Origin of the sequence: Bradyrhizobium iriomotense, from assembly GCF_018129405.1 — a bacterium.
GTDB classification, from domain to species: domain Bacteria; phylum Pseudomonadota; class Alphaproteobacteria; order Rhizobiales; family Xanthobacteraceae; genus Bradyrhizobium; species Bradyrhizobium iriomotense_B.
Map to the genome: position 1 here is coordinate 1 of NZ_JAFCLP010000041.1, position 18393 is coordinate 18393.

Sequence of the window (18393 nt, forward strand, 5' to 3'; positions counted from 1 at the left end):
TCCGACCAAACCAAAAACCAGCCGTGTTCCGGGCCAGATCGAGTTCTGCTATGCATAACTTCCCCGGACACCCCTGCCGCAAGGGGAGAAGGGAAGCCAAACAACAACAAGCCCCGGAGATGGCAGCATCTCCGGGGCTTCTTCGTCTTTAGTCGAGTGAGCCGCTCACTGCCTCACGTCTTCGTCCGCATCCGCATCATGAAGCTGTCGAAGCTCAGCTCGGCGACCTGGAACCAGGGCAGGGCCTCGCCGCGATAGGCGGTCAGGCTCGCATACATCTTGCCGAAATGCGGGTTGGACTTGGAGAGATCGGCATAGATCTCGTTGGCGGCACCGTAGCAGGCCTCCAGCACCTCCTGCGGAAACGCCTTCAGGATCGCGCCCGACACCAGGAGCCGCTTCAGCGCCGGCGCGTTCAACGCATCGTACTTGCCGGTGATCCAGGTATAGGTGTCGCGCGAGGCCGCATCGACCGCCGCCTGATAGTGCTTCGGCAGTGCGTTCCACTTGTCGAGGTTGAAGATGTTGTGGCCCTGGCTCGTACCCTCCCACCAGCCGGGATAGTAGTAATATTTGGCGACCTTCACGAAGCCGAGCTTCTCGTCGTCGTAGGGGCCGACCCATTCGGCGGCATCAATCGTGCCTTTTTCCAGTGCCGGATAGATGTCGCCGCCGGCGATCTGCTGCGGCACCGCGCCGAGCTTGGCCATGATCGTGCCGGCAAAGCCGCCGATGCGCATTTTGAGGCCCTTGACGTCGTCGAGCGACTTGATCTCCTTCCGGAACCAGCCGCCCATCTGCGCGCCGGTGGCGCCGGTCGGAATGCCGTAGGCGTTGTGCTCCTTCAAGAGGTCGTTGACGAGATCCTGTCCGCCGCCCCACAGCAGCCAGGAGATCTGCTGGCGCGTGTTCAATCCGAACGGCAGCGCGGTGCCGAAGGTGAAGGCGGGGTTCTTGCCCCAGTAATAATAGAGCGCGGTGTTGCCCATCTCGACGGTGCCGTTCGAGACCGCATCCAGCACCTGCAGGCCCGGCACGATCTCGCCGGCCGCGAACGGCTGGATCTGGAAGCGGTTGTCGGTGATCTCGGCGACGCGCTTGCAGAAATATTCGCAGCCGCCATAGAGCGTATCGAGCGCCTTCGGCCAGCTCGCGGCGAGCCGCCATCTGACTTCGGGCATCGATTGCGCGATAGCGGGCGCAGCAACGGCGCTCGCGGCCAGGCCCAATCCGCCTGCCGTCAGGAATTTACGACGTTCCATGCACTTCCCTCCGTTATGCCGATGCTTCGACGTCAGGGATCGATTTTTGGGTCGTCTTGTCTTGGTCGAGATCGACGTTGTTTTGTTGAGACTTGTGAGGCGTTTCCGAAGGCCCTGATGGGCTCTTGTTATTGGAATTCCGATCATTGCGGTTCCGTCAGCAAGGATGACCGTTCGCCTTGCGATAATCAAGCCTCATGCCTCTCTCGCAGCTGCGAATGCGGGACATACGAAAGTCGGGATTGGCGAGTTGCTGCATGATTGGGCAGCGGGGGCGACGCGCTTGCGGAGAGTAGTGAAGGCGTTCGTCGTTGGGATCGGATTCACTGTCGTCAACGAAGAGCTCTGCCATCGGCCGAAACCATCGCGCCGCTACTCCTTCGCGAACGCCGCCTCCATCGCCTTCCTTGTCCTGATCGTCTCGTTGTTCGCATCGAACTCGACGTCGCTCCAGCGCACGATCTCGCCATGGGCGACGTCGTGCTTCAGCTTGAGGCGATGCGCGAGGCCGATCGGCAGGGCGCTCGCTTTCAGGCTCGCGGCGGCCGGCACCAGCTTGCCCCACACTGTATAACCGCCTTCGCCGTCGAGCATCTCGCCGGCGCGCAAGTTGCGCTTGGCCACGGCGGCGACGTCGCCGCGGAAGCCGAAAGCTTGGCCGGTCGCCTCGCCGCGCAGCGCGGCCGACAGGATCGAGATGTTCAGCTCGAGCCCGATCAGGTGATAGGGCTTGTACATCGCGGCAAAACGTCCGCTGGCATCGGTCTTGAGGCCGTATTGCTTGAAGCAGTCGGCGGCGTAGTCGTTCGGCGCCTCCAGCACGACATAGACGCCCCAGCGCAGGTCGCGAAACACCGGCCGTCCGTCTCGCTCCAGCGAGGAGACGACTTCCACCACACCGGACCGCTCCAGCACGCCGCCGCGCGAGCGCGGCCGCATGATGTGCGGCAGATCGTCGACGCCGCAGGGCGGAAACAATAGTCCCTCCGCGGGCACGTCGAGGCCGCAGGCGTTCGCAATCGCGGCCATCTCGATGGCCGATTTGGTGCCGTCGAGGAAGGAGTTGAACATCTGCGGGTTCATGCCGGCCGACTGCGCTTCGTCCGCGGTCAGGCCGTAATGCTGCCAGACGCCGTCGGGCGTCACGTCGTGATAGGCCGGCAGGTATTTTGTCCCCTTGCCGGCCGCGACGACGCGAAAGCCGGTGGCGCGGGCCCAGTCGACCATCTCTGCGGTCAATGCGGGCTGGTCGCCATAGGCGAGCGAATAGACCACACCCGCCTTGCGCGCTTCCTCGGCGAGCAGCGGGCCCGCCAGCACGTCGGCCTCGACATTGACCATCACGATATGCTTGCCCGCCGCGATCGCGGCACGCGCATGGCGGATGCCGACGGCGGGATTGCCGGTCGCTTCCACCACCGCGTCCATCGCGCCGCCGGCAATGGCGCGCGCGCCGTCGTCGGTGAAGACGGTCGCGGCGATCCGCTCGGCGCTCCAGCCGACGGTGCGGCACGCCTCGCGCGCGCGCTCGCGGTCGATGTCGACGATGATGGGCACCTCGAGCCCCGGCGTATGCGGCACCTGAGCGAGGAACATCGAGCCGAATTTGCCGGCGCCGATCAGTGCGACGCGAACGGGCTTGCCGGTGGCCGCGCGGGCTTGCAGGAGGCGGAAGAGGTTCATGGGGGAGATATTCCGATCCAAGGTTCTGTGTTGAGCTGGTGCATCTTGCGCCTGTTCACCTCTCCCCGCAGGGGAGAGGTCGGTTTGCGCAGCAAACCGGGTGAGGGGCCGCAGCTCCGACGAGAGAGTATAACCCCTCACCCGGCGCTTCGCGCCGACCTCTCCCAATGGGAGAGGTGGATCCCGCCCGTGGCTGCGACCTTACTCCGCCGCCTGCCTTGGCGCACGGGCGAGCCGCAGCAGCGCATCATCGTCCACCGTCTTGATCGGCGTGAAATCGCGATGCGCGATGTATTCCGGCCGCGTCGGGGTGCGGATGTAGTTCGAGACCGCGTTCAGCGTCAGGTACACGATCTTGCGCGGATAGGGCGTGATGTTGCCGCTGGAGCCGTGCACGAGATTGCCGTGGAACATCAGCATGCCGCCGGGCTTGCCGGTCGGCGCCACGATGCCGCCCTGCTTGACGAGGCGCGTCACGGTGTCCTCGTCCAGCGTCCACAGCGGATAGGAGGTGGTGGCGAGGTCATGCGCGGCTTCGAGATCGCCGGCGTTCTGGCTGCGCGGCACCAGCATCAGGGGGCCGTTGATCGGCATCACCTCGTCGAGGAAGATCGCGATGTTCATCGCGCGCGGCTCCGGCATGCCGTCGTCGCGCTTCCAGGTGCCGTAATCCTGGTGCCACTGCCAGACGTCGCCGGTGAAGGCCGATTTCGCGTTGATCTTGAACTGGTGCATGTAGACAGGCTCGCCGAACACCTGCTCGACCGGCTCGATCATGCGCGGGTGCGCGCCCAGGATGCCGAAGGCCTCGTTGTAGAGATGCGCGGCAAAGGCCGTGCGCGGCGCGCCGCTCTTCTCGCGCCAGACTTCCGGCCTGTTGGCGTCGTAGATGCCGACCGCCTCGCGCGCGAGCAGGTCGACCTCCTCCTGGCTGAACAGCTCGGGCAGAAACAGCCAGCCCTCGCGGTGGAAGAACTCCAATTGCTCCTGGGACAGTTTCACGGGTCGTCCTCCTTGGTCTTGTTTTGTTTGTTTTGTTCGTCGTTCCGGGGCGATGCGGAGCATCGAACCCGGAACCTCGAGATTCTCAGGTGCGCAATTGCGCACCGTAGTCGCGCTTTGCGCGTCCGGAATGACGGCGCTTGTTGCTACGCCGCCGCCTCTTCGCCGGCCCTCAATCTCTCCTCAGTCAGCCGTCCCGCCGTCTGCGCGTGCGCGAGTGCGGCGCGTTCGGCGGCCTGCGCATCGCCGCGCAGAATGTGTCCGGCAATGTCGGCATGCTCGGCCCAGGCGCTGCCGCGATAGTCGAGCTCGGAGAGCACCGTCGCCATTGAACGGCGCAGATGCGGCCATTGCGGCGCCATCGTCTCCTCGATCACGGGATTGCCGGCGAGATGGTAGATCGCGCGGTGAAATTCGACGTCGAGCGCAATGAGCTCGGCAAGCGACGTGTTGCGGTCGATGCCGCGTCCGGCGGCGAACGCCGTCTCCAGCCTCGTCCGCCCCGCTGCATCGCTCGCCGCTCGCGCGGCGGCGAGCCGGGCGGCCAGCGCATCGATCGCGCCGCGCACCTCGTAGAGCTGGCGGATGCGCGCGGGGTCGAGCTGGGTGACTTCAAAGCCGCGCTTGCCGCTCTCGGCGACGAGGCCCTGCCGGTGCAACAGATGCAGCGCGTGCGACACCGGCTGGCGCGACACGCCGAGCTTGTCGGCAAGCTCGTTCTGCCGGATGCGCTGGCCGGGCTCGAGCGTGCGATCGGAGATCGCCTCCAGGATGCGCGCGTAGACCTGGTCGATCAGGTTCGGGAGCGGGTCGAGAGGAATCACGCCAGCAGCTCCAAAATGGAATACGGAATTCCGTATTCGAAGGTACTCCCAGGAGGGGCAGGGCGTCAAGCACGGCCCGAGGCCGCGCCAGCCGCCCTTTTTGGGTGCCGCCTAAGCTATTGATATTGCTCGGGCCGCCTACTGTGCATGGGGTTGTTTTCGAGGAAAAGCCCGGGCGAGGCCGGCCTAGCGCTCCAGCACCTCCACCTCCATCGCGCTGATCTCTTCTGCATTCGCCACCGCCTCGATCGCCGCGATCCGGTCGCCGTTGAAGGTGACGCGTAGCGCGATGCGCAGCTGTCCGCCGAGGATGACGGCAACACCCATCTCGCCGTCGACCAGCGCCGTGCGTGCGGCCTGCGCGCGGCCCTTGTAGAGCTGTGCGACCGCATCCGCGCCGCGGATCTCGGCCAGCGTGCCGAGCCGCACCGCGGCCTGGTCGGCGCGAAACACCACGTCGGGATCGAGCACGGCGAGCAGGCCCTCGAAATCGCCCTCACGCGACGCCTTGAGGAAGGCATCGACGATCTTGCGTTGATGCGACAGATCCGTTTCGGGCACCGGCGCGCCCTGCACGCGCCGCCGCGCGCGGCTCGCCAGCTGGCGCGAGGCATCGACGGAGCGGCCGACGATCGGCGCGATCTCCTCGAACGGCACGGCGAACATGTCGTGCAGCACGAAAGCCAGCCGCTCGGCCGGCTGCAATGTCTCCAGCACGACCAGCAGCGCCGCGCCGACGGAATCGGCCATCTCGGCCTCGCGCTCCCGCGTCTCGTCGATCGGCTCCGGCACGTGCGGGCCCATCGGATCTTCGCGGCGCGACTTCCGTGCCCGCAGCATGTCGAGGCAGATGCGTGCGACCACGGTCGTGAGCCAGCCGCGCAAATTCGCGACATCTGACATGTCGTAGCGGCTGACCCGCAGCCAGGCCTCCTGCACGGCATCGTCGACCTCGGCGCGGGACCCCAGCATCCGGTAGGCGACCGCGCGCAAATGGCCCCTGCTGGCCTCGAACTGGTGGCTGAGAAAATTTTGTTCGGTCATCGGTCACATTCCCTCATCGCGATCCGTCATGCCCGTGACGAAGCCGATCCGGCCGATGTGACCGGAACCTTCGAGATTTGTGAGATGGAGACGAAAATGACGCACGCCCGCATGAATCACCCTGTCATGGTCCTGCCCGAGGCCATGAATGTCCTGCAGTCCCTCGGTAACCTGACCAAGCAGGGCCTGCCGGAAAAGCTCCTGGAACTGGTGCACCTGCGCGCCAGCCAGATCAATGGCTGCAGCGTCTGTGTCGACATGCATCCCAAGATCGCCCGCAAGCTGGGTGAGACCGACGAGCGCCTGTTCGCCGTGTCGGCCTGGCGCGATGCGCCCTATTTCACCGAAGCCGAGCGCGCCGCGCTGGCGCTGACCGAAGCCGTCACGCGTATTGCCGATCGCGCGGACCCGGTGCCCGATGCGATCTGGAATGAGGCCGCCAAGCATTTCGACGAGCGCGAGCTGGCAACGCTGATCCTCTCGATCGCGACCATCAACGTCTGGAACCGGCTGAACGCGACGATCAAGATGCCGGTCGGTGTTTGGAAGGTGTGAACTTTCTTCGCCTCTCCCCGCGTGCGGGGAGAGGCCGGAATTTGCATCGCAAATTCCGGGTGAGGGGCAGTCTCCGCGAGTCTCACTCTCACCGACTTCGCGGAGGCTCCCCCTCGCCCCACCCTCTCCCCGCAAGCGGGGCGAGGGAGATCACCGGCGCTGCCCGCCTCACATGCGCTCACTCCGCCAGGAACCCGCTCACCACCTCGCCGAACTCCAGCGGGGCCTGCTCGAACATCCAGTGGCCGGCATTGGCGATCACCGCCGTCTTGGCTCCAGCGATGTGCGCGGCCAGCACGCGCCACATCACCGACAGGCTGCCGGTGGTGGCGCTGCCGCCGATCAGCAGCGTCGGTGTCCTGATCGCCTGCGCATCTGCGAGCGTATACGGTCGGCGCTGCTCGTTGATCTGGCCGAGGAAGGTTAGCGCGTTGTCGCGCAATTGCTGCTTCGCGGCCGCCGGCACCCGCCGCCAGGAGCCGTCGCCCTCGATGCCTTCGTAGAAATTCTGCAGCGCGCCCTCGAGGTCGCCGGCGCGGATCATCTCGACCGAGCGCGCCGTGCGTGCAGCGAGCGGCGGATGCGCGGGCGTGCCTTCGGGGACCGGCAGGCTGGCGTCGAGGTCGCCGCCGGGCTCGACCAGCACCAGCTTGCGCAACAGATCAGGCCGCGCCTGCGCGACGCGAAACGCGATGTGTCCGCCGCGCGAATGACCCATCAGGTCGACGGGTGCGGGCCGCACCTGTTCGATGAAAGCAATCACGTCAGCGACATGCTGGGCCATCTTGTAGTCGTCGCCGACGGCGTCCCAATGTTCGGGGAAGAAATGCCGCAGGCTGACCGAGATCACGCGATGCGCCTTCGACAGCGGACCGAGTACCGAATACCAGGTGCGGAAATCGCCGAGCGTGCCGTGCACGCAGACCAGCGGCGGGCCCTCTCCAACCTCGAGATAGGACATGTCGTAACCGTTGACGCGGAATGTCTGCATAGTCAGCTCGCCAGAAAATCCAGGACGACTTCGGAGTATTTCTGCGGCGCCTGCTCGAACATCGGATGCGTCGCGTTCGGGATGATTGCCGTCTTGGAGTAGGGCACATGCGCGGCCAGCGCATGCAGCACTTTCGGCAAGAGGCCCTTGGTCCGCGCGCCCAGGATGAACAGCGTCGGCATCTTGATCTGCTCTGCATCCGTCTTCGAGAACGGCGGGCGGTTGTCGCGGACCTGGCCGATCAGCGTAGTGGCGTTGTCGCGCAAATTCTGCTTCACCATCGCCGGCAGCCGCGGCCAGGTGCCGGCGCCTTCCAGCGTGTCGACGAAGACGGCAAGGCCGCCATCGACATCGCCGGCCGCGATCTTCTCGGCCGAGGCCGTGAATCGCGCCAGCAGCGGCGAGGGACCGCCGACAAAATCGGGATCGAGGCTCGCATCGAGCTCGCCGCCGGGCTCGGCCAGCACAAGCCGCCGCAACAGATCCGGCCGCCGCTGCGCCACGCGAAAGCAGATGTGCCCGCCGCGGGAATGGCCCATCAGATCCACCGGGCCGAGGTCGAGCTTTTCGATGAAGGCGATGACGTCGTCGATGTGCTGGGCGATCGAATAGGTGTTGCCGACACCGTCCCATTTTTCCGGGAAGAAGTGCCGCAGGCTGATAGCGATCACCCGGTGGCGCTGCGTCAGCGGCCCCAGCACGCAGCCCCAGACGCGGAAGTCATTCAGCGATCCATGCACGCAGACCAGCGGTGCGCGGCCTTTGTCCTCGCCCACGTCGAGATAGGGCATGTCGTATCCATTGACGTGAAGGCTTTGCATTCTGGGCTCGCGGGAAGGGGCTGGAACTCCTGTGCAAGATTCCCGGAAACCGGGTGGATCGCAACTATTTCCAAGCCTAGATTTGGGCCGAGATCACATTGGGGGCATGCGACAAGGAACGCTAGCTCAGGAACCAAGCCATGACCGACCAGCATTTTGCCCTGTTCGATACCAGGATCGGCCTCTGCGCCATCGCCTGGGGTCCGCGCGGCATCAACGGCACGCAATTGCCGATGGGCGGTGAGCAGAAGATCCGCACCCGCATCAGCCAGCGCCACCCCGACGCCACCGAAGCCGAGCCGACACCTGAGGTGCAACAGGCGATCGATCGCATCGTCAAGCTGCTCGCAGGTGACCCGGATGACCTCACCGACATTCCGCTCGATCTCGACGGCGTGCCCGAGTTCAACCGCGGCGTCTACGAGATCGCCCGCACCATTCCGCCAGGCAAGACCATCACCTATGGCGACATCGCCAAGCAGCTCGGCGGCGTCCAGCTGTCGCGCGACGTCGGCCAGGCGCTCGGCCGCAACCCATGCCCGATCGTCGTGCCCTGCCACCGCGTGCTGGCGGCCGGCAACAAGCCCGGCGGCTTCTCGGCCAACGGCGGCGTGGTGACGAAGCTGAAGATGCTCGAGATCGAAGGCGCGCTGGTGAACCACACGCCGAGCTTGTTTGATTGAAATTCTTGTAGGGTGGGTTAGTTAGACTAACTAACCCACCCTACGGAACCGTCCTAAATCTTCGCTGCCACCTTCGGCCAATACCGGTCGCGCAGATGCCGCTTCACCAGCTTGCCGGTCGGCGTGCGCGGCAGCTCGGCTTCGAAATCGATCGAGCGCGGGCACTTGATCGCTGAAAGCCGCGTCTTGCAGAACGCGATCAGCTCGGCCTCGAGCGCCTTACCGGCGCGCGTCATGTCGTGCGGCTGCACCACCGCCTTCACCTCCTCGCCCATCTCCTCGTTCGGCACGCCGAACACGGCGACGTCGGCGACCTCGGGGTGGGTGATCAGCACGTCCTCGGTTTCCTGCGGGTAGATGTTCACCCCGCCCGAGATGATCATGTAGGACTTGCGGTCGGTGAGGAAGAGGAAGCCGTCCTTGTCGAGATAGCCGACATCGCCGAGCGTGGACCAGCCCTTGGCGTTGTAAGCCTTCTTGGTCTTCTCGGGATCATTGTGATAGGTGAAGGCGGGCGCATCGGCAAAGTAGACCGTGCCAATCTCGCCTGTCGGCTGCTCCTCGTCGTTCTCGTCCAGGATCTTGATCTTGCCGACCACAGCACGGCCGACGCTGCCGCGATGCTCCAGCCATTCCCTTGAATTGCACACGGTAACGCCGTTGCCTTCGGACCCCGCGTAATACTCGATCAGGATCGGACCCCACCATTCGATCATCTTTGCCTTGACGTCGACCGGGCAGGGCGCTGCGGCGTGGATCGCTCCCTTCAGTGTCGAAACGTTGTATCGGTTGCGGACCTCGTCCGGCAGCTTCAGCATGCGCACGAACATGGTCGGCACCAGCTGCGACTGCGTCACCTTGTACTGCTCGACCAGCTTCAGGAACTCTTCGGCATCGAAATGCTCCATGATGATCGAGGTGCCGCCGAGCACGATCGCCATCATGTTGAAGCGCAGGGGCGCCGCGTGATAGAGCGGCGCCGGCGACAGATAGGTGCTGTCCTCGTTCATGCCGCACATGTCGGCGCAGAGCACGCGCAGGAAGGCGTTGGGAACGTCGATCCTGTTGCCCTCGAACGCCTTCTTGATGCCCTTGGGCCGGCCGGTCGTGCCCGACGAATACAGCATGTCATTGCCGGCGACCTCGTCCGCGACCGGCGTCGTCGGCTGCGCAGCGGCTTCCTTGTCGTAGGAGCGGAAGCCGGGCAGCGGCTCGTCCATCATGTAGAAGACCGGCTCGCCGGGTGCGCCCTTGATCAGGGCCTTGATCTGGTCGGCGCATTTCGGCGTCGTGATCACGACCTTGGCGCCGCAATCGCCGATGATGTAGTCGATCTCGTCCTGCTTCAGGTAGCGGCTGATCGCGGTGTAATAGAGCCCGCTGCGCTGTGCTGCCCAACAGAGCTCCATGAAGGCGAGGCGGTTCTCCATCAGCAGCGCGATGTGGTCGCCGGCCTTCAGCCCCAGCGAGCGGAACAGATGTGCGCCCTGGTTCGAGAGCTCGTCGAGCTCGCGATAGGTGATCGCCTTGCCGGTTCCGGCCATCTGGTAGGCGATCTTGTTCGGAGTGGTGCGGGCATGGATGGACGGATGGGTCATGAACGTTGGTCTCGCAACAAGTAAAGTGTCATCCCGGCGAAGGCCGGGATCCATAACCACAGGGCGTGGTTGTTGAAACGAGATGGAGCTCCGGCGCAGCACAACACGGAGTCCTGTGGTTATGGGTCCCGGATCGGCGCGCGCTTGTGGCGCGCTGGTCCGGGACGACACCATCTGTGTGGAAGAAGCCTACAGCCGCTCCACGATCGTCACATTCGCCATGCCGCCGCCCTCGCACATGGTCTGCAGGCCGTAGCGCTTGCTGCGCTGGTGCAGGGCGTGGACCAGCGTCGTCATCAGCTTGGTGCCGGAGCCGCCGAGGGGATGGCCGAGCGCGATCGCGCCGCCGTTGACATTGAGACGCTCGGGATCGGCGCCGGTGGTCTTCAGCCAAGCGGTCGGCACCGAGGCGAAGGCCTCGTTGACCTCGAACAGGTCGATGTCGCCGATCTTCATGCCGGCCTTCTCCAGCGCGCGCTTGGTGGCGTGCAGCGGCGCATCCAGCATGATGACGGGATCGCCGCCCATCATGGTCATGTGATGGATGCGCGCCAGCGGCTTGACGCCGAGCTGCTTCAGGCCCTTCTCGTTCACCACCATGACGCCGGAGGCGCCGTCGCAGATCTGACTGGCGCTGGCCGCGGTGAGCTTGCCGTTCTCGGCAATCAGCTTGACGCCCCTGATACCTTCGATCGTGGCGTCGAAGCGGATGCCTTCGTCGATGTGGTGAGTGTCCTTGCTGCCGTCGGCGCGGGTGATCTCGAGCGGCACGATCTCCTTCTTGAAGTGACCGGCTTGCGTCGCCGCGATCGCGCGCTGATGGCTGTTGTAGGAGAATTCGTCGAGCTCATCCTTGGAGAGGCCGTACCGCTCCGCCATCATCTCCGCGCCGGTGAACTGGCTGAACACGATGTTGGGATACTTCTTCTCGATGCCCGGGCTCTTGTAATTGCCAAAGCCGTTCTTGGCCGGCAATTGCGAGGACAGGCCCATCGGCACGCGTGTCATCGACTCCACGCCCGCGGCGATCACCACGTCCATGGTGCCGGACATCACGGCCTGCGCCGCGAAGTGCAGCGCCTGCTGCGAGGAGCCGCACTGGCGGTCGATCGAGGTGCCCGGCACACTCTCCGGCAGCTTCGAGGCCATGATCGCGTTGCGCGCGACATTGTTGGACTGCTCACCGACCTGCATGACGCAGCCCATGATCACGTCCTCGACGAGGGCGGGATCGACCTTGGTGCGGTCGACGAGTTCGTCCAGCACCTTTGCGGCGAGATCGGCCGGATGCCAGCCGGCGAGGCGGCCCCCCTTGCGCCCGCCGGCGGTACGCGCAGCGGCGACGATGTAAGCCTCGGCCATGTCGGTTTCTCCCTGAATTTCTTCTGGATGGTTTGGTTGTCGGGGGCGGATTAAACGGGCGCGAGATCATTTAGTCAATCGATCAATTAACTCTTGTGATGAGGCGCTGCTTGGGCTTATCTGCGCCCGCTTCCAGCGGCCAAACAGGGATCTCCGTGGCTACCAGCGTTCCGAACAGGCTCCCCGGCGGAAAAAATTCCACGGCAGAGAAATTGCTCGTGGCCGCGAGCGAGCTGATGATCGAACGCTCCTCGATCGAGATCTCGCTCTCCGACATTGCCCAGAAATCCGGCGCCAATGCCGCGCTGGTCAAATATCACTTCGGCAACAAGGATGGCCTGCTGCTGGCGTTGCTCGAGCGCAACGCGGCGACGGAGCTGTCCAATCTCGAATACCTGCTGGCGCAGCCGATCACGGCGACGGCGAAGCTGAAGCTGCATATCGGCGGCATCATCCGCGCCTACTACCGGTTCCCCTACATGAACCGGCTGATCCATTATCTCCTGCACGAGACCAGCGTGGGGTCGGCCGACGAAGTCTCGAAATTCTTCGTTGCGCCGCTGCTCGATTTTCACCGCCGCCTGCTCGCCGAAGGCGAGCGTAGTGGCGAATTCCGCGCGACGGATCCAGTGCTATTCTACACCAGCCTGATCGGCGCCTGCGATCACCTGTTCTTCGGCCGGCACGCGATGTCCCGCGCGACCGGCGTCGGCCCGGTCACCGACGAAGTCTGCCGGCAATACATCAAGCACATGGAAACGCTGATCTGCGGCGGCATCCTCACGCAGGCCGGGGAAGCTGCCGCGGCCGGATGATCCGGCTGAACTCTTCAAGTCTAGAGAAGAAACGTCCAAGGAAAAGGTAGAGGAAAGGTACAAGCAATGCAGTTGAAAGACGTTGCCGTTCTCATCACCGGTGGTGGTTCGGGCCTGGGCGCCGCGACCGCTCGCGCCATGGCCGCCAAGGGCGCCAAGATCGGCGTGATCGACCAGAGCAAGGAGAACGCCGAGAAGGTCGCCACTGAGGTGAAGGGCGTCGCACTGCATGCCGACGTCACCAGCGAGGAGCAGATCAAGGCGGCGATCGCGAAAGCGGAAGCCGCGCACGGCGTCGCGCGCGTGCTGATGAACTGCGCCGGCATCGGCGGCTCGCAACGCATCGTCGGCCGCGACGGCGTCTACCCGCTCGAAAAGTTCGCGCGCATCATCAACGTCAACCTGATCGGCACTTTCAACTGCCTGCGGCTGTTCGCCGAGCGCCTCGTCACCATCGAGCCCGTCGGCGAAGAGCGTGGCGTCATCATCAACACCGCCTCGGTTGCAGCTTACGAAGGCCAGATCGGCCAGATCGCCTATTCGGCGTCGAAGGGCGGCGTCGTCGGCCTCACTTTGCCGGCCGCGCGCGACCTCGCCAGCCAGAAGATCCGCGTCAACACCATCGCGCCCGGCCTGTTCTTCACGCCGCTGCTGATGGGCTTGAACGAAGAGGCCCGCAAGAGCCTGGGCGCCCAGGTGCCGCATCCCTCGCGTCTTGGCGATGCCAACGAGTACGGCATGCTCGCGGTGCACATCGTCGAGAACCCGATGCTGAACGGCGAGACCATCCGTCTCGACGGCGCCATTCGCATGGCGCCAAGGTAACTCCGCCGTCGTCCTGGCGAAAGCCAGGACCCATTACCACCGGCGTGAGTGGCAGCACGAGCTGAGACAACGCCGGTGATCTAACAACTCAGGCCTGTGGTTATGGGTCCTGGATCAGCGCTCGCTATTGGACAACGCTGCGCGTTGCCAAGCGCTCGCTTGTCCAGGACGACGATGGGGAGATTGCGCATGTCCCAACCGCTGCTGATCGAGCACAACGACGGCGTCGACCGGGTGACGCTCAATCGTCCTGACAGCCTCAACGCGCTCGATCCTGCGCTGATCGACGCGCTCAACGTCTATTTCCAGAGCCTGCAGCGCAACCGCGACACGCGCGTCGTCGTGCTCAGGGGCGCAGGCAAGAATTTTTGCGCGGGCCTTGATCTGAAGGCGGCGATGGCGCGCCGCGCCGGGCAGCAGGAGCCGCCCGGCGTCACGGAGTCCCTGGACTCGCAGCGCCGCATCGCCGACATCGTGATGCTGATGCGGCGCTGCCCGCAGCCGATCCTGGCGCTGGTGCAGGGCGCTGCCGCCGGCGGCGGGTTTGCGCTGGCGCTGGCGTCCGACATCCGCATCGCCGCGAGGTCGGCGCGGATGAACTGCGCCTTCATCAGGCTTGGGCTCGGCGGCTGCGACATCGGCACCAGCTATTTTCTACCGCGCCTCGTCGGTGTCTCCGTTGCCTCCGAGCTGATCCTCACCGGACGCTTCATCGGTGCCGAGCGCGCGCTCGCGGTCGGGCTGGTCTCGGAAGTCGTCGACGAGGACAAGCTCGATGCGGCGGCCGAGCCTTACGTTGACGCGATGATGACGGCCTCGCCCGTGGGCCTGCGGCTGTCAAAGGAATGTCTCAACATGAGCGTCGACGCCGGCTCGCTCGAAGCTGCGATCGCGATGGAGGACCGCAACCAGGTCCTGTGCAGCCGCTCCGAGGAATTTTCGGAAGGCATCAGGGCCTTCCTTGAGAAGCGAAAGCCTGTCTATATCAGGCGCTGAACCACGAAGATCCGCAAAGGACGATAATTCCGGGAGACGCAAAATGAGTGGAAGCGCGGCGGCGGTGATGACGAAGCCCGCCTTTCGCAAGGTCGAGTGGCTCGAGCGCGACATCGACGTCGAACGCCGCGCCGACGGCACGGTGGTGTTGAAGTCGCGCATTCCGCTGCAAGCCTACGAGACACACATCCCGGCGTCGCTGGCGAAATGGGCGAAGGAAGCGCCCGGGCGCATCTGGCTTGCCCAGCGCGGCGGCCCCAATCGCGAATGGCGCAAGGTCTCCTACGGCGAAGCCAAGCGCACCGTCGATGCGCTGACGCAGGCGCTGCTCAACCTCAAGCTCGATGGGCGTCCGGTCACGATCCTCTCCGGCAACTCGATCGAGCATGCGCTGATGACGCAGGCTGCGATGCAGGCGCGCGTCCCCGCGGCGCCGGTCTCGCCGGCCTACTCGCTGATGAGCCACGATCACGTGAAGCTGAAGTACCTGTTCGACCTGATCAGGCCGGCTGTCGTGATGGTGCAGGATGGCCCGACTTTCGAGAAGGCGCTCAAGGCGATCGATCTTGCCGGCGTCACCGTGGTTCACGTCGCGCGGCCTTGCGATGACATCAAGAGCGTGAGTTTTGCCGATCTCGCGGCGACGCCGGTGACGAAGGACGTCGAGACGTCGATCGCAAAAATCACGCCGCAGACTGTCGGCAAGCTGCTGTTCACATCAGGCTCGACCGGCATGCCCAAGGCCGTCATCAACACACAAGGCATGATGTGCGCCAATGCGACGATGATGATGCAGGTGCGGCCGCGCTCGCCCGACGGTCCAGTCACGACCATGCTGGACTGGATGCCGTGGAACCACACGATGGGCGGCAATGCAGCGTTCCATCCCGTGCTGGTCGACGGCGGCACGCTCTATATCGACGACGGCCGGCCGATGCCGGGCCAGTTCGAGGAGACGCTGCGAAATCTGCACGAGATCTCGCCGACCTATTACGCCAACGTGCCCGCCGGCTACGCCGCGCTTGCGGCTGCGATGGAGAAGGACGACGCGCTCTGCCGCTCCTTCTTCAAGAACCTTTCGATCATGGCCTATGGCGGCGCGCGTCTGCCTGACGATCTCTACGAGCGCATGCAGGCGCTGGCGGTGAAGACCACCGGCGAGCGCATTGTTTTCTACACCGGCTGGGGCTCGACCGAGACCGCGCCGACCTCGACCGGCACCTATTGGGACACCGAGCGTGTCGGCCTGATCGGCCTGCCGTTCCCCGGTGTTGAACTGAAGATGGTGCCGTGCGGCTCGAAATACGAGCTGCGCCTGCGCGGCGTCAACGTCACGCCCGGTTATTTCGGCCAGCTGGAGCTGACCAGGAAGATGTTCGACGAGGAAGGCTTTTATTGCATCGGCGACGCCGGCATTTTTGTCGACGATGCCGATCCGGTGAAGGGCATCATCTTTGCTGGCCGCGTCGTGGAAGACTTCAAGTTGACCACCGGCACCTTCGTCCACGTCGGCTCGCTCCGCACCGACGCGATCGCGGCCACAACGCCAGTCGTGCATGACGCGCTGGTTGCGGGGCAGGATCGCGCCTTCATCGGTCTGCTCGCCTGGCCGAACCTGCATGCCTGCCGCCAGCTCGTCGGCAATCCCGATCTGAGCTTTGCGGATGCGGTGAAGCACCCTGACGTGCTCGCCTGCTTCAGGCGCGGGCTGGAAGCGCACAACCGGGAGTGCGAGGGCGCCAGCAGCCGCATCATTGCGCGCGCCATGCTGATGGTCGAGCCGCCCTCGATCGACGGCAACGAGCTCACCGACAAGGGCTACATCAACCAGCGCGCCGGCCTCGAACGCCGCGCGGCGCTGGTGGAGCGGCTCTATGCCGAGAAGCCGGATGAAGAGGTGATCGTGCTGCGATGAATGCGACTGAATTCGTCATTCCGGGGCGACGCGTTGCGGCGAACCCGGAATCTCGAGATGAGTGAGTGACCTCTAGATTCCGGGTTCGCGACTGCGTCGCGCCCTGGAATGACAGCAAGAAAAAGGTAAGCCGCCATGAACTTCGATTTCTCCGACGATCAAAAACAGCTCCGCGACCAGGCGCGCAAATTCCTCGCGGAAAAATGCTCGCCCAAGGCGGTGCGCGTCGTGCTCGACGGCAAGGCGCCCTACGACAAGGAGCTGTGGAAGGGCCTTGCCGAGATGGGCTTTCTCGGCGTCGCGATCCCGGAAGAATTCGGTGGCGCCGGCGCCGGCCATCTCGAGCTCTGCGTGATCGCGGAGGAGATGGGCCGGGCGAATGCGCCGGTGCCGTTCTCCTCGACCGTCTATCTTGCCGCCGAAGCGCTGCTGATCGCCGGCAGCGACCCGCAGAAGAAGAAATGGCTGCCGGCGATCGCCGCGGGCGAGGCGATCGGCACGCTGGCGCTGTTCGAGGGCAAGGGCAATCCGGCGCCGAAGAATGTCAAGCTGACGGCCGCGAACGGCGTGCTCAACGGCGTCAAGAAGCCGGTCGCCGATGGCGCGATCGCCGACTTCGCCGTGGTCGCCGCGCGCACGGGGTCGAGCGGGCGCGAGAACGACATCTCGCTGTTCCTGGTCGACCTCAAGGCCGGCGGCGTCGAGGTGAAGAGCCTCACCAATCTCGATCCGACCCGCGGGCAGGCCGAGATTTCGTTCAAAGACTGCAAGGCCGAGCCGCTCGGGGCTGCCGGTGAAGGCTGGAGCATTTTGACTCAGGTGCTCGACCGGGCCGCGGTGCTGTGCGCCTTCGAGCAGGTCGGCGGCTCCGACCGCGCGCTGGAGATGGGCCGCGACTACGCGCTCGATCGTATCGCTTTCGGCCGTCAGATCGGCTCGTTCCAGGCGGTCAAGCACATGCTGGCCGACATGTATGTCTCGGCGACGCTGGCGCGCTCCAACTGCTATTACGGCGCCTGGGCGCTCTCGACCAATGCGGCCGAGCTGCCGGAAGCCGCCGCGGCCGCACGCATCAGCGCGACGCAGGCGTTCCAGCACTGCGCCAAGAACAACATCCAGGTTCACGGCGGCATGGGCTTCACCTGGGAGTTCGACTGCCACATGTACTACCGCCGCGCCAATGCGATGGCGCTCGGACTCGGCAGCCTGTCCTATTGGGAAGACCAGCTGATCGACCGCATGCGGAAGAAGAACGCGGCGTGATGTCATTCCGGGGCGCCGCAAAGCGGCGAACCCGGAATCTCGAGATGAGTCGATAACCTCTGGATTCCGGGTTCGATGCTCCGCATCACCCCGGAATGACGGAAGAAGAGAAAGACCATGAACTTCGACGACACTCCGCAGGAAGCCGAATTCCGCGCCACCGCCCGCGCTTGGATCGGTGCCAACGCGCCCAAGCAATACGAAGAAGAGCTGCGCAAATCCTCGCTCGGCCGCACCGTGCTCAAGAATGCCAATATCCTCGAGGTCGCAAAGGCCTGGCAGAAGAAGAAGGCCGATGCCGGCTGGGCCTGCCTGCACTGGCCGAAGGAATATGGCGGCCGCGGCGCCTCGCCGATCGAGCGCGTGATCTGGCAGCAGGAAGAGGGGCCGTTCGGCCAGCTCTCCCGCATGTTCATCATCGGCCACGGCATGTGCGGGCCGACCATGATGGCGTTCGCGCGCGAGGAGCATAAGCGCACCTATCTGCCGCCGCTCGCCTCGGGCGAAAAAGTCTGGTGTCAGCTGTTCTCCGAGCCGGCCGGCGGTTCGGATGTTGCGGGCCTGCGCACGCGCGCCGAGAAGGACGGCGACGACTGGATCATCAACGGCCAGAAGATCTGGACCTCGGGCGCGCACTATTCCGACTACGGCATCCTCTTGACGCGCACCGATCCGACCGTGCCCAAGCACAAGGGCCTCACCATGTTCTTCCTGGACATGAAGAGCCCCGGCGTCGAGGTCCGTCCGATCAAGC

The 18393-nt window shown here is 64.8% G+C and carries 17 protein-coding genes; 8 read left to right on the forward strand and 9 right to left on the reverse strand.

Annotated elements, in window-relative coordinates; all coding sequences use genetic code 11:
- Positions 1–173 precede the first annotated feature (173 nt).
- The 5 genes from JQ592_RS37735 to JQ592_RS37755 form a co-directional block, all read right to left on the reverse strand.
- The gene (locus JQ592_RS37735; RefSeq protein ID WP_211407773.1) at positions 174–1262 is read right to left on the reverse strand and encodes a TRAP transporter substrate-binding protein; all 1089 of its coding nucleotides are present in this window, start codon (positions 1260–1262) and stop codon (positions 174–176) included.
- Between the two features lie 372 nt (positions 1263–1634).
- Positions 1635–2945 (reverse strand): NAD(P)H-dependent oxidoreductase, encoded by a 1311-nt coding sequence (locus tag JQ592_RS37740; RefSeq protein ID WP_211407774.1) that lies wholly within the window; start codon positions 2943–2945, stop codon positions 1635–1637.
- Positions 2946–3146: 201 nt separating this feature from the next.
- The gene (locus JQ592_RS37745) at positions 3147–3947 is read right to left on the reverse strand and encodes a phytanoyl-CoA dioxygenase family protein (RefSeq protein ID WP_211407775.1); all 801 of its coding nucleotides are present in this window, start codon (positions 3945–3947) and stop codon (positions 3147–3149) included.
- 146 nt (positions 3948–4093) lie between these two features.
- Positions 4094–4771 carry a GntR family transcriptional regulator gene (locus tag JQ592_RS37750; protein WP_211407776.1) on the reverse strand — a complete coding sequence of 226 codons (678 nt, stop codon included), beginning with the start codon at positions 4769–4771 and terminating at the stop codon, positions 4094–4096.
- 186 nt (positions 4772–4957) lie between these two features.
- Positions 4958–5815 carry a sigma-70 family RNA polymerase sigma factor gene (locus tag JQ592_RS37755; protein ID WP_211407777.1) on the reverse strand — a complete coding sequence of 286 codons (858 nt, stop codon included), beginning with the start codon at positions 5813–5815 and terminating at the stop codon, positions 4958–4960.
- Between the two features lie 84 nt (positions 5816–5899).
- On the opposite strand from JQ592_RS37755, the gene JQ592_RS37760 reads away from it, so the two are divergent.
- On the forward strand, positions 5900–6370 hold the full coding sequence (locus JQ592_RS37760) for a carboxymuconolactone decarboxylase family protein (RefSeq protein ID WP_211407778.1): 471 nt from the start codon (positions 5900–5902) through the stop codon (positions 6368–6370).
- A 178-nt stretch (positions 6371–6548) separates the two neighbouring features.
- Here the strand turns inward: JQ592_RS37760 and JQ592_RS37765 are convergent, their stop codons facing one another.
- A complete protein-coding gene (locus JQ592_RS37765; protein WP_211407779.1) occupies positions 6549–7361 on the reverse strand; it encodes an alpha/beta fold hydrolase in 813 nt (270 codons plus the stop codon).
- 2 nt (positions 7362–7363) lie between these two features.
- Positions 7364–8182, reverse strand: coding sequence for an alpha/beta fold hydrolase (locus JQ592_RS37770; protein WP_211407780.1), 819 nt, complete (start codon positions 8180–8182; stop codon positions 7364–7366).
- Between the two features lie 140 nt (positions 8183–8322).
- On the opposite strand from JQ592_RS37770, the gene JQ592_RS37775 reads away from it, so the two are divergent.
- Positions 8323–8865, forward strand: coding sequence for a methylated-DNA--[protein]-cysteine S-methyltransferase (locus JQ592_RS37775; RefSeq protein WP_211407781.1), 543 nt, complete (start codon positions 8323–8325; stop codon positions 8863–8865).
- Between the two features lie 53 nt (positions 8866–8918).
- Here the strand turns inward: JQ592_RS37775 and JQ592_RS37780 are convergent, their stop codons facing one another.
- Positions 8919–10463 carry an acyl-CoA synthetase gene (locus JQ592_RS37780; RefSeq protein ID WP_211407782.1) on the reverse strand — a complete coding sequence of 515 codons (1545 nt, stop codon included), beginning with the start codon at positions 10461–10463 and terminating at the stop codon, positions 8919–8921.
- A 189-nt stretch (positions 10464–10652) separates the two neighbouring features.
- Entirely contained in the window at positions 10653–11825 is a 1173-nt protein-coding gene (locus tag JQ592_RS37785) for an acetyl-CoA C-acetyltransferase (RefSeq protein WP_211407783.1), read from the reverse strand.
- Positions 11826–12037: 212 nt separating this feature from the next.
- Between JQ592_RS37785 and JQ592_RS37790 the strand changes: the two genes are divergently transcribed.
- The 6 genes from JQ592_RS37790 to JQ592_RS37815 all read left to right on the forward strand — a co-directional run.
- Positions 12038–12640: a TetR family transcriptional regulator gene (locus tag JQ592_RS37790; protein WP_246821061.1), complete on the forward strand. Its 603-nt coding sequence runs from the start codon at positions 12038–12040 to the stop codon at positions 12638–12640.
- A gap of 66 nt (positions 12641–12706) precedes the next feature.
- Positions 12707–13465, forward strand: a complete 759-nt coding sequence (locus tag JQ592_RS37795) for an SDR family NAD(P)-dependent oxidoreductase (RefSeq protein WP_018646825.1) — start codon at positions 12707–12709, stop codon at positions 13463–13465.
- Positions 13466–13654: 189 nt separating this feature from the next.
- On the forward strand, positions 13655–14461 hold the full coding sequence (locus JQ592_RS37800) for an enoyl-CoA hydratase/isomerase family protein (RefSeq protein ID WP_211407785.1): 807 nt from the start codon (positions 13655–13657) through the stop codon (positions 14459–14461).
- A gap of 43 nt (positions 14462–14504) precedes the next feature.
- Positions 14505–16376 (forward strand): AMP-binding protein, encoded by a 1872-nt coding sequence (locus tag JQ592_RS37805; RefSeq protein ID WP_211407786.1) that lies wholly within the window; start codon positions 14505–14507, stop codon positions 16374–16376.
- A gap of 135 nt (positions 16377–16511) precedes the next feature.
- A complete protein-coding gene (locus tag JQ592_RS37810) occupies positions 16512–17639 on the forward strand; it encodes an acyl-CoA dehydrogenase family protein (RefSeq protein ID WP_211407787.1) in 1128 nt (375 codons plus the stop codon).
- 117 nt (positions 17640–17756) lie between these two features.
- Positions 17757–18393, forward strand: a 637-nt coding sequence (locus tag JQ592_RS37815; protein WP_211407788.1) for an acyl-CoA dehydrogenase family protein, incomplete at its 3' end; no start/stop codon positions are given.

Excerpts from the sequence above, each read along its gene's own strand:
- JQ592_RS37735 (WP_211407773.1), bottom strand. The coding sequence starts at position 1,262 with ATGGAACGTCGTAAATTCCTGACGGCAGGCGGATTGGGCCTGGCCGCG.
- JQ592_RS37740 (WP_211407774.1), bottom strand. The coding sequence starts at position 2,945 with ATGAACCTCTTCCGCCTCCTGCAAGCCCGCGCGGCCACCGGCAAGCCC.
- JQ592_RS37755 (WP_211407777.1), bottom strand. The coding sequence starts at position 5,815 with ATGACCGAACAAAATTTTCTCAGCCACCAGTTCGAGGCCAGCAGGGGC.
- JQ592_RS37760 (WP_211407778.1), top strand. The coding sequence starts at position 5,900 with ATGGAGACGAAAATGACGCACGCCCGCATGAATCACCCTGTCATGGTC.
- JQ592_RS37765 (WP_211407779.1), bottom strand. The coding sequence starts at position 7,361 with ATGCAGACATTCCGCGTCAACGGTTACGACATGTCCTATCTCGAGGTT.
- JQ592_RS37770 (WP_211407780.1), bottom strand. The coding sequence starts at position 8,182 with ATGCAAAGCCTTCACGTCAATGGATACGACATGCCCTATCTCGACGTG.
- JQ592_RS37775 (WP_211407781.1), top strand. The coding sequence starts at position 8,323 with ATGACCGACCAGCATTTTGCCCTGTTCGATACCAGGATCGGCCTCTGC.
- JQ592_RS37780 (WP_211407782.1), bottom strand. The coding sequence starts at position 10,463 with ATGACCCATCCGTCCATCCATGCCCGCACCACTCCGAACAAGATCGCC.
- JQ592_RS37785 (WP_211407783.1), bottom strand. The coding sequence starts at position 11,825 with ATGGCCGAGGCTTACATCGTCGCCGCTGCGCGTACCGCCGGCGGGCGC.
- JQ592_RS37795 (WP_018646825.1), top strand. The coding sequence starts at position 12,707 with ATGCAGTTGAAAGACGTTGCCGTTCTCATCACCGGTGGTGGTTCGGGC.
- JQ592_RS37800 (WP_211407785.1), top strand. The coding sequence starts at position 13,655 with ATGTCCCAACCGCTGCTGATCGAGCACAACGACGGCGTCGACCGGGTG.
- JQ592_RS37805 (WP_211407786.1), top strand. The coding sequence starts at position 14,505 with ATGAGTGGAAGCGCGGCGGCGGTGATGACGAAGCCCGCCTTTCGCAAG.
- JQ592_RS37810 (WP_211407787.1), top strand. The coding sequence starts at position 16,512 with ATGAACTTCGATTTCTCCGACGATCAAAAACAGCTCCGCGACCAGGCG.